Here is a 9,801-nt window from a genome sequence, read left to right as displayed (position 1 = left end):
CCGTCATTCCGCACCTAATTTTGGCTTTTTCAAAGCTTGACGGCGATCGGCCATTCTGATCTATTACTCTCTTTTGCAGGTAGATCATCATGGCCGCTATCGCTATCCGTAACCTCGATCACCTTGGTTTGGTCGCCGCACTCTGCCAAGAACTGGGAATTGCCCGCATGATTGATGCGGTGCTCCCCAAAACACCGCCTTTCAAGGTCTCACACGGTGACGCTTTGGTGGCCATGATAGTGAACGGCCTCGGCTTTCACAGCAGCACCCTGCACATGTTCCCACAATTCTTCGCTAACAAGCCGGTTGAGCGCCTGATTGGCCCCGGGATCTGTGCAGATGATCTCAATGATGATGTGCTCGGGCGCTGTCTCGATGCCCTCTTTGAGGCCGATGTCAGCACCTTGTATCAAGTGATGGCGGCGCAAGTCGTTGAGCGACTGGGGCTCAACAGCACCGCAGTGCACCTCGATATCACCAGCTTCCACGTCGATGGCGCCTATGACCAGGCCGATGGGGACACGATCGGTAAGCTGCAATTGGTGCGGGGTTATAGTCGAGATCATCGGCCAGAGCTGAACCAGGTTATCCTGGAACTCATCTGTGAAAATCAGGCCGGGCTACCCATCTACATGCAGGCCCTCAGTGGCAACAGTAACGACACCAAAGCCTTTGCCCAGACTGTTCGTCGCCACTTGAGCAGCCTCAAGGCTGCGCAGGATTGCCGTTATCTGGTCGGCGATGCAGCACTGTATTGTGCCGAGACCTTGCAACTGCTGGCGCAACAGCAGCAACTGTTTGTCACCCGGGTGCCGGTCACGTTGAACGAGGCCAAGCAGGCCGTGGCAACGATTGGCACCCAGTCGCTGGTTGCGCTGGGCAATGGTTATCATGGCTGTTGGCAATCCGCCCATTATGCCGGCGTCGCGCAGCGCTGGTTGCTGGTGCGCAGCGAACAGGCCAGCAACCGTGAGCAGCAAACATTGGCTAAAAACCTGCTTAAAGAGAGCACCCGCGAGCTCAAAGCCTTCGCCAAATTGTGTGCCAAACGCTTTGCCTGCCAAGCGGATGCACAGGCCGAATTGAGTCGTTTTAGCGCCAGCTTGATGCTGCTGCAACTGGATGCCGAGGTGGTGAGTGACCCCGTTTATGCCGGTTGTGGCAGACCGAAAAAGGGGGAAGCACCGGTCAGCTACCAGTTTCACATCAGTGGTGTGGCGGCAACCAGCTTGGCGCAAGTTGAAGCGGCTCGCAACCAGACCGGGGTGTTCATCCTGGCGACCAATGACCACAGCGACACGCTGACCATGGCCGAACTGTTGGCCACCTATAAGGCACAGCAGAATGTCGAGCGAGGCTTTCGTTTTCTCAAGAGCCCGGAATTTTTAACCTCCTCACTGTACCTGAAAAAACCGGAACGAATTGAAGCGTTGCTGATGGTGATGACCTGTAGCCTGATGATTTATGCGGCCCTGGAGCACCGGATCCGGCAGGGGTTAGTGGCGCAGAACCGCAGTGTGGCAGATATGAAAAAGAAGCCGACCCAGCAGCCAACCGCCCGTTGGATCTTTTTGCGCTTTGGTGGCATCCATGAGTATCGACTGGGAGAAGCCCCGCCTCAGATAACGGAGCTAACAGGAGACCAGCAGATCATTTTGGAGGTATTGGGTGAACGCTACCGACAAATTTATTCCTAAATCAGGTGCGGAATGTAGGATGGAGACGCCCACCAAGAGCAAGGGAAGAGGAATGGTTAGTGGGCAAGACCGGAGCAGCTCTGGGGCATATCCGGTCTTTTGGGCTGTAGCTGAAGTTTGCCAAGTTGTGCAAAGTCGCGTCGATGCAGACGAGGTGACGGGTCGTCACGACGACGCGACCGTCGGCAATATCTATCTCCCTCCACACGAAATAGACGTTTCTCACACAGAACTAAAGTGTCATGACAACCTTCACTCTATCTATAAGTAACATATTTGCTCAGACCATACGAACGTATCACATGCATCACCACAAATAACACATGAAACAATATTAAAGTAATGAGGAGGAAACATTATTGGCCTGTAATTTGCTTGCTCTTGTCACCGATTTCCCATGGGATGATTGCCATGTATATAAAAAGCCATAAACTCCCCCATACTCTCTTGATGGCTCGAGCCACAATGAAGGTCATGGAGCAACAAAAAACGCCGTCTGACACCAGCAATAGAAATGTTACTCAAGCGTTACTTGAACACGCTTTGTATCAGAATCGCCAACCACTTACTTACGATTATCTCAAAAGAGGGTTATCCAGAGATAATTATGTAGATAATCAAGGCCTTACAACTAAGATAGCTTCACAAAATCTAGTGGATAAATACCTAGGCTTTGACCGTAATCGATACAATGATCTTGTCAAGAAAATAGATGCAATGGAAATACAATCAAAGTCAATCACAACTGATGATTCAATTAAATTGAAAGATTATAAGCAACAAAGAGATTTAGTGCTCAAAAAGGCTATTGACAATTTAGTTGGGTAATTTTTGCCGTTTACAGTGCCATTTTTTTGCCATCGATGGTACAGGCATTCAGCTGGCCCCTTACAGTCGTCAAAACTCATCACCCCGCAGTGAACTCTTAGGATAAGGTGCGACAAGCCTTTGTATAAGCTCATGCTCTCTACTTGAGCTATACCTTCAATCGGTTGAAATGGTATTTTTCGATAAAGACGGCAATTTACGGCATATTTCATCGTTACGCTGAATGAGGGGGTAGGTAACATCGCTATTGCTTTCCAAATCGCAGCAATCCAAGTGAAGCCAACCGAGGGGACTCTGATTAGCAGGTCAGCACGCATGTGCAAGGAGTGTTACTCCATCACCAACTGCTTTAACTGCTTTCAATACAACAAGTATCAGATTTATCGTAGCGCTCTCACCTTCTGGGTTGATACCGCCGTAATGAACTGTTGGTTGCATCATGAGCAACGGGGGCCTCAGCCAGTTCTACACTGGCCAAACTATCTGCACACTCAAGGATATGCCCAGCCTCACTCTACAAGCTACCCAGTGACTATTCGGTTCATTGTTTGGGCTGATGGGTGTGCCAAGGTGTGTACCAGACTATAGCAGTGTCAACAAGTGCGTTCGCACAGAGAAAGTCGCGTCGATGCCGACGAGACGTCGGACCGTCACCCCGACGCGACCGTCGGCAAATTTCACGCAAGATCTCCAGTAATCCCCCCCTCCCCCAACCCATGTCAGAAATGACTCCTTTGGGTATCCCATGTTTTGAATGAAACCCAAAGTATGGCAGACTGCCTGCTCACAAAAACTTTTGCTTTTAAAATAAAGATACCAATTGATGATAAAGGGAACCATCCCTTCAGTAAGGGTCCTTCAAGCTGAATCAATTAGGAGATTTATAACCTCGGAAAAATTCAATAAAACTAGAAATCGCGCACCTGCTTTAGTTAATTTAAAGTAATAGCCACGTATATTTATGGAGATTCCAGAACATGACTATCTATACAAGTGTAAATAGCTTAGCCAAATAAAAATCAGTGTTTATCAACATGATTATCCTTAAACTTGGAAAGACGTACCATTATATTAGCGTCTTCTGATTTAATGATGGAATCAGCATCAACATTCTCTAATGGACAAATATCATCGCGCATAAGTTCACCATCAGCAATAAGTGATAAATAACGTGAGCAACATACACGCAAAAAGGATGTAAAATTCCCCACATCTAAATCTGCATCCAATGATTCAAAATACAACTTCGCAATCATTTTATTAACAGTCAAATTTTCACGAAAAGATATTTCTTCAAGTACATTCCAAAAGAAATTTTCAAGGCGAATGGAAGTCGTCACACCATCAATACGTAATGAACGCGTAGTACTATTCCATAAAATTTGATTGCCATTAACAAATAATTTACACATACTATATCCTACTTTAGTTTAAATTAATGAACTGTGTTATAATATAGGCATTGTCAACAAGCAACAATAAAATGTAGCCTCACTAAATTATAGTGCGGCTACATAAAAACTTAAGTACTTTTAATTTTTAATTTTTTTGTAAATGCATTAAGCATTCTTGGTATGTCATATGGGAAACGACTTGAAATAATATTTCCATCGATCACTACTGGCTGATCCTGTACATGTGCACCCGCATTTTCGAGATCCTTCATGATAGCCCAGTAACCAGTCATATTGCGACCTTTGACCAAATCAGCACTAATTAAAACAAGAGGGCCATGACAAATTGTTGCGAGAGGTTTATTAGCATTGACCATAGATTCAACAAACTCCAATGCTTTAACATTTGTACGCAAAAAATCAGGATTCCATGCCCCACCCGGGAGTACCAAGCCATCAAAGTTGTTTGCAGACACCTCATCGATATATTTATCGATTGGTAGCCATCCTGAATTTTCCATTAATCGCACAGTCATAATATGTGTACTTCTTATTTCAGGGATTTTTAAACCTAAGGTATCTGGTAGAATTTCTTTACGTGGTGAAACTACGGTAACATGTGCACCTACTTGTCGTAAATAGTTAAGAGGAACAAGAATCTCTAACTCTTCAACACCATCAGTTGCAAGAATCGCTATGTTTTTCCCTTTTAACAATTGACTATCATGTTTAGAGTGAACAAAACTTTTTAATTCATTGTTTAATTTCCCATCAGCATCCATCAATTTGGCTGTATCTAATGTTGGTACATATGCACTAGTTTGTGCAAGAGGGTACAAATCTACCTTATATTCATCTGCAATTGAATAGTTCATAAAAAACAATGAAGATATCAGAATAGACAAAGAAGCTTTTTTAAAATTTTTTTTCATCATAAACTCATCCTAAATAATTTTTGGTTTTATAAGTTTTTAAATCAACCATGGAAATTATCCTTCCATTGTCTCAGTGCTTTGAAAACATCTTCAGGCCTATCACTCTCCGCTTTATTTTTAACAGATAGAATTACAGCCTCATGTGAACAACGCAAAAAGGGATTAATCTGCAACTCCAAATTTAGTGTTGTAGGAATCATATATAATTGTTTTTTTATTGAATTAATACATGCAATCACCGCTTTATTCTCGGGTTCCACAGCATGAGCAAACTTAAGGTTATGTTCAGTATAATCATGTGCACAATAAATTTGGGTGTTAATAGGCAAGCGTTTAATCTTCATAAGCGAAGAATACATTTCTGTAAATTGCTGATTCGCTACTCGACCACAACCAGCAGAAAACAACACATCTCCACAAAACAAATTATTCTTGAACATAAAACCAATATGTTCTGCTGTATGTCCTGGTAAATCAATGACTTTAAATAGACAGTCTAATTCACAAAACTCATCACCACCCACTACAGAATAAAAATTCCCCCTCATTCCATCCAATAATAAAAAAGATGCGTAAACACGACTATTTGGATAACATCCTAATATAATTGGCACACCAGCCACATGATCCATATGACTATGAGTAATAAATATAGCCGCCAATTCTAAATCATTTTTCGCTAAATAATTAACAACAGCTACACCATCTCCGGGATCAATCACAATTGCTTTTTTAGCATAACGCAATATCCATATAAAGTTATCATCCAATACTGTAATTTTATCTATTTCAAACATAAACTTCACCATGAGTAGGATGAAAAACGTTATATCACCTCACAAGTACATTACAATTGGCTGATGAAGTAATAGCTTCATCAGCCTTTGTTTTTAGAGTATACCTTTATTTAAACTCAATATTTTATTCAGATACAACAGTATAGAAAGTTATTTCTGGCGAGTCTTGCAACAATGGCGTCGCTTCTGAGATCATTTTATTAAAATAATCAGTCTTAGTATGCTCTGAAAATGCTTCGTCATCTTTGAATTGTTCTTGAAACACAAATTTAGATGGTTGATCAATAGCGTTAAGTAAAACATAACTAATACAACCAGATTCATTTCTTGATGGCGACAACATATTTTTCAAAATTTTCTGCAATGACATTTCACAACCAGGCTTTGCATAAAAAACTGCTGTTAAAGTAACCATATCAACCTCTTTTTTATCAAAAATCAGTAACGACCAGATTTTTCTATAAATTCAATTCGATACCCATCAGGATCAGAAATGAAAAAGAAACGAGCTAAATTATAATCTTTATGGGTTATGCTTTTAATTGGTCCCGGCTCTAACCCAATTGACATTAATAAACAATGTACATCCTCAATTTGTTCAACAGTCACAGCCAAATGACCATATCCTGTACCATGAACATATGGTCTGGATTGTCCATGGTTGTACGTTAATTCCAACTCAAAATCACTTTCTTGATTACCTAAATAGACAAGTGAAAAATCGTCAAAGTCAAAACGATCTTTCACATCCAAATCCAATGCCTTTTTATAAAACTCTAACGACTGAGCAATATCATATACTCTAATCATAGAATGAATCATTTTTGCCATCATGATGCCCTTCTGTAATTTAGTGTATTTATATAACGAAAGCATGATGTGGTGGTGCTATAGTATTACTACATGACTATTTTTTTAGAAAAGGGGTCGTTGGGCTCCACTCACTTAAGAGAATACATATATTTAATTGTACGATTCGTAAAGTTCATAGACTTGGCTATCATCTGACGCCGTCCCCAACAGGTGTTCTGTTTGTGAGCCTTGGTTGTCCGACGCTCAAGCCTCCCCAGTAGTAGTAACAGCTGGAAACCCTTAAGCCGCAGAGAACAACATTTAAAACACATATTAAAACCATGTTCATCCAGAACATCAGGCCCTGAGCTAACCGCTCAGGGCCTTTTTCATATCCACGATCCAAAGGAGAGAACATGTTTATTCACCAAATTTTGCGCAAACAAGTCGCAGCGATCAGCATCAAGCCAATGAGAGACGGTAGTATCGATTTCACGGTAAAAGGTAGCACCAAGGGAGCAGTCAAAGGCGCTATCACCGGAGCTGGTGTAGGTGCCCGAGGTGGTATCCCTGGAGCTGTTGCTGGCACCATCATCGGCGGCACTCTCGGCTACATCACCGGCCCAGCGGACTGAGGGGGTTAGCCATGGATGAGTTCATTCAAGAAGGGAAATATGCTTCCCACGAAACGCTCAAGGGTTATGCCTACAGCTGGCAGACGCTGAGCTTGCTGATGCAGGAGGTCATTACAAGCGGCATGTATGTTCCTGAGTTCCTGCCAGATGAAAATCAGCCTGTGCTGCTGGTCGTGGTCAAAGAGGCGACCGTGCTCAAGGCCAAGTCCCTGCACATCGAAGCGCCCGAAGTATTGATCTCGATAGCTTCCCACACAGGCGAGTCAGTCAGGGATGACGACAACGGTTACTACGCTGACTACTGGCGGTTAGCTGCAGGAACCATCAAGCTGATCGACTGTGCCGAAGATGCTGTGTTCTGGCTGCCCTTCACCGCTGTCGAAGCATGGGAACCCTATCGCTTCTCTGGCTACGGCTCACCGTTTGATGCCTTGTCTGCACCACTCCCAGTATTCAAACATTTGGCCTTCTCGCTCAAGCCAGATCAAACCTCGCCTGATTTGGGCACCACTATCTACCTGAAATCCACTATCTGACCATCTCGAAGGACGTTAAGCATGAATACCAAAACCGATAAGCAAGCAGCCAAACAGCAAGTAAATACGACTGCCACAGCCAAGTTTGATGGCATACAAGCATCACCAGCCAAAGTAGTCTTGGTCAGTGGCGTAGCACCCCTGCTCTCGCCTGGCTCTACAACTACCGTGGGCTATGAGATTGGCCATGAACCCGAGCTGGCTGAACTATTGATCCGTCTCACAGGCAGCAGCGGTGGAGGCCTGTGTTCCAAGGAGTGGTTTGGCTTGGCGCAAGTCGTCGTTCTGCTGAACGAGCAACAGCCGGATAAGGCATTTACCTCTGGCTTGTTCAAGGTGATCTGGAACTTCAAGGGCAGCAGCAATAACGCAGGGTTCCTGGCTGCTGTACTGCGCCATCTGGAGTTGACCAAGGCCGCACCTGAAGTACGGTTCGGCCATCTGATCACAGGCAAGCATACCGAGTGGTTTGATAGCCTCAAGGCCAAACTCCCAGCAGAGACCAACACAGCCCAGTAACCCGTTCAAGCCTCCCTAACTCTCCCCCACCCCTTTTACTCAATCTCAACGAGAACCAAGATATGAAACCGACCCTCGTTATCACGGGCTTGCCTGTGAGGATATGTCACGACCTGCAAACGCTACTGGAGCAGGCCATCAGCTCAGCGTTGGAGGATTTCCCTGATGAGATCCCGGATAGCACAACACCCGCAGCCCTGACCCTCAACTACCGAGATCCTGACTACAGCGCAACAACCGGAGGCTATCACCCTGTCGAAATACGCCTCGAACGTTGGGATGATGGCTGGCATCTGCGCTACGTCACCGACTTTGCCTATGTGGGCCAAGGTTGGTGCACCGAGTTGGCCAAGGAGTTGGATTTTGATTTCAGCATCGAAGAGTACACCCATTCGATGATGGGAGAGATTTCCCCGTCAGAGGTGAATGTGTAGTGGTCAACTAAATCCGGACACTTGGTTAGGCCGTTCTTCGGCTTTTGCTGGCGGTATCCCGTCATTGTGTTGATGTGGACGCCGCCAGTTGTAGTAATCCATCAGGTAATAACTGATATCCCGCTTTGCTTCCCGCAAGCTCATATATCCCATAGCCGGGAGCCACTCTGACTTCAGGCTTCTGAACAACCGTTCCATCGGGGCGTTATCCCAGCAGTTGCCACGCCGACTCATGCTCTGGGTCATGCGATAGCGCCACACTCGTTGCCGAAATGCCCTACTGCCATATTGGCTGCCCTGGTCAGAGTGAAATAGCACACCAGATGGGCAACCCCGCTGCTGATAGGCCATCTCCAGGGCTTTGATTGCCAATTCTGCATCAGGTTTATCAGACATCGCCCAGCCCACGACCCGCCGAGTGTGCAGGTCAAGCACCGCTGCCAGGTAATGCCAGCAACCACCGGCCCAGACGTAGGTGATATCGCCACACCACACCTGATTGGGTTGCTGGACATCAAATTCGCGGGCCAGCAGATTGGGTATGTCCGGTCGTTCAGACTGTGCCACCTGATAGCGATGAGCGCCCGGTTGCTTGGATACCAGACCGGCTTCCTTCATCAGGTTACGTACTTTGAATCGGCCAATCTGATACCCCAACTCTCGCATCATCGACATCAAGGCGCGGCTGCCTGCAGAGCTCCTGCTCTCTTTGAACAACCGGCGCAACTCACAGCGCTGTTGCATACGTTCACGGTTAATCGTCCGCCTGCGAGCCAGATAATCGTAAAAACAGGAGGTGGGAACATCGAAGGCGCAGCAGACCAAAGTGATGGGGGCTTGCTCCCTTAATCGGTCTATCAGCGCGTATGTGTGAACTCGTCCGCCATCAAGAGAGCAGTAGCCTTTTTTAGAATGTCCTTTTCACGTTCGAGCCGGTTGATACGGGCTTCCAGCTCCTGAATTTTCTGCTGCTCTGGAGTCAGTGCTTTGCTGATTGGGGTTGTGCCAGTTCGTTCGGATTGCAGCTGCAGAACCCAGCGACGGAGCACTGTTTCACCGACATCCAGTGAACGGCTGGCTTCAGGGACAGAATATCCTTGGTCGAGCACCAGGGATGCGGCTTCGAGTTTGAATTCGGCAGTAAATGAGCGACGTAATCTTGTCATTGAACACCTCAGGTCATGGTGGCGACTGTACCACCTAAAATGGTGTCCGGGATGATTAGACCACTACA

12 protein-coding genes and 1 pseudogene are annotated in these 9,801 nt (G+C 45.6%); 7 read left to right on the top strand and 6 right to left on the bottom strand.

Features of this window, described 5'->3' with window-relative positions; translation table 11 throughout:
* Positions 1-83 precede the first annotated feature (83 nt).
* From AB5Y84_RS03745 to AB5Y84_RS03735, 3 genes and pseudogenes are all read left to right on the top strand, one after another.
* Complete coding sequence (locus AB5Y84_RS03745) at positions 84-1,697, top strand: IS1634 family transposase (protein ID WP_368176411.1); 1,614 nt, start codon at positions 84-86, stop codon at positions 1,695-1,697.
* A gap of 474 nt (positions 1,698-2,171) precedes the next feature.
* Entirely contained in the window at positions 2,172-2,525 is a 354-nt protein-coding gene (locus AB5Y84_RS03740) for a hypothetical protein (RefSeq protein ID WP_139493810.1), read from the top strand.
* Positions 2,526-2,840: 315 nt separating this feature from the next.
* Positions 2,841-3,150 (top strand): annotated as a pseudogene (locus AB5Y84_RS03735) (transposase); the annotation flags it as partial.
* A gap of 394 nt (positions 3,151-3,544) precedes the next feature.
* Here AB5Y84_RS03735 and AB5Y84_RS03730 read toward each other — a convergent pair.
* From AB5Y84_RS03730 to AB5Y84_RS03710, 5 genes are all read right to left on the bottom strand, one after another.
* Positions 3,545-3,937, bottom strand: coding sequence for a ribbon-helix-helix domain-containing protein (locus AB5Y84_RS03730; protein ID WP_106842930.1), 393 nt, complete (start codon positions 3,935-3,937; stop codon positions 3,545-3,547).
* A gap of 110 nt (positions 3,938-4,047) precedes the next feature.
* Positions 4,048-4,854 (bottom strand): type 1 glutamine amidotransferase domain-containing protein, encoded by an 807-nt coding sequence (locus AB5Y84_RS03725; protein WP_201987818.1) that lies wholly within the window; start codon positions 4,852-4,854, stop codon positions 4,048-4,050.
* A gap of 41 nt (positions 4,855-4,895) precedes the next feature.
* Complete coding sequence (gene gloB, locus AB5Y84_RS03720) at positions 4,896-5,651, bottom strand: hydroxyacylglutathione hydrolase (RefSeq protein ID WP_162504386.1); 756 nt, start codon at positions 5,649-5,651, stop codon at positions 4,896-4,898.
* 124 nt (positions 5,652-5,775) lie between these two features.
* On the bottom strand, positions 5,776-6,066 hold the full coding sequence (locus AB5Y84_RS03715) for a putative quinol monooxygenase (protein WP_106842932.1): 291 nt from the start codon (positions 6,064-6,066) through the stop codon (positions 5,776-5,778).
* A 23-nt stretch (positions 6,067-6,089) separates the two neighbouring features.
* Positions 6,090-6,485 carry a VOC family protein gene (locus AB5Y84_RS03710; protein WP_227002200.1) on the bottom strand — a complete coding sequence of 132 codons (396 nt, stop codon included), beginning with the start codon at positions 6,483-6,485 and terminating at the stop codon, positions 6,090-6,092.
* Between the two features lie 374 nt (positions 6,486-6,859).
* Here AB5Y84_RS03710 and AB5Y84_RS03705 point away from each other — a divergent pair, with 374 nt between their 5' ends.
* From AB5Y84_RS03705 to AB5Y84_RS03690, 4 genes are all read left to right on the top strand, one after another.
* Entirely contained in the window at positions 6,860-7,078 is a 219-nt protein-coding gene (locus AB5Y84_RS03705; RefSeq protein ID WP_106842933.1) for a hypothetical protein, read from the top strand.
* An 11-nt stretch (positions 7,079-7,089) separates the two neighbouring features.
* Positions 7,090-7,614 (top strand): hypothetical protein, encoded by a 525-nt coding sequence (locus AB5Y84_RS03700; protein ID WP_106842934.1) that lies wholly within the window; start codon positions 7,090-7,092, stop codon positions 7,612-7,614.
* 21 nt (positions 7,615-7,635) lie between these two features.
* Complete coding sequence (locus AB5Y84_RS03695) at positions 7,636-8,133, top strand: hypothetical protein (RefSeq protein WP_106842935.1); 498 nt, start codon at positions 7,636-7,638, stop codon at positions 8,131-8,133.
* A gap of 62 nt (positions 8,134-8,195) precedes the next feature.
* Positions 8,196-8,567: a DUF2787 family protein gene (locus AB5Y84_RS03690; protein ID WP_368176410.1), complete on the top strand. Its 372-nt coding sequence runs from the start codon at positions 8,196-8,198 to the stop codon at positions 8,565-8,567.
* A 3-nt stretch (positions 8,568-8,570) separates the two neighbouring features.
* On the opposite strand, the gene AB5Y84_RS03685 is transcribed toward AB5Y84_RS03690, so the two are convergent.
* Positions 8,571-9,733 (bottom strand): IS3 family transposase gene (locus AB5Y84_RS03685; protein ID WP_368176341.1). Its coding sequence is split into 2 segments (ribosomal slippage): positions 8,571-9,478 and positions 9,478-9,733, totalling 1,164 coding nucleotides; the frame shifts between segments, so codons are not numbered across the junction.
* Positions 9,734-9,801: the final 68 nt, after the last annotated feature.

This window comes from Aeromonas sp. s11, assembly GCF_040907945.1.
Lineage (GTDB): Bacteria > Pseudomonadota > Gammaproteobacteria > Enterobacterales > Aeromonadaceae > Aeromonas > Aeromonas veronii.
Note: the sequence above shows the minus strand (reverse complement) of the source record. Positions and strands in the feature narration are given on the sequence as shown.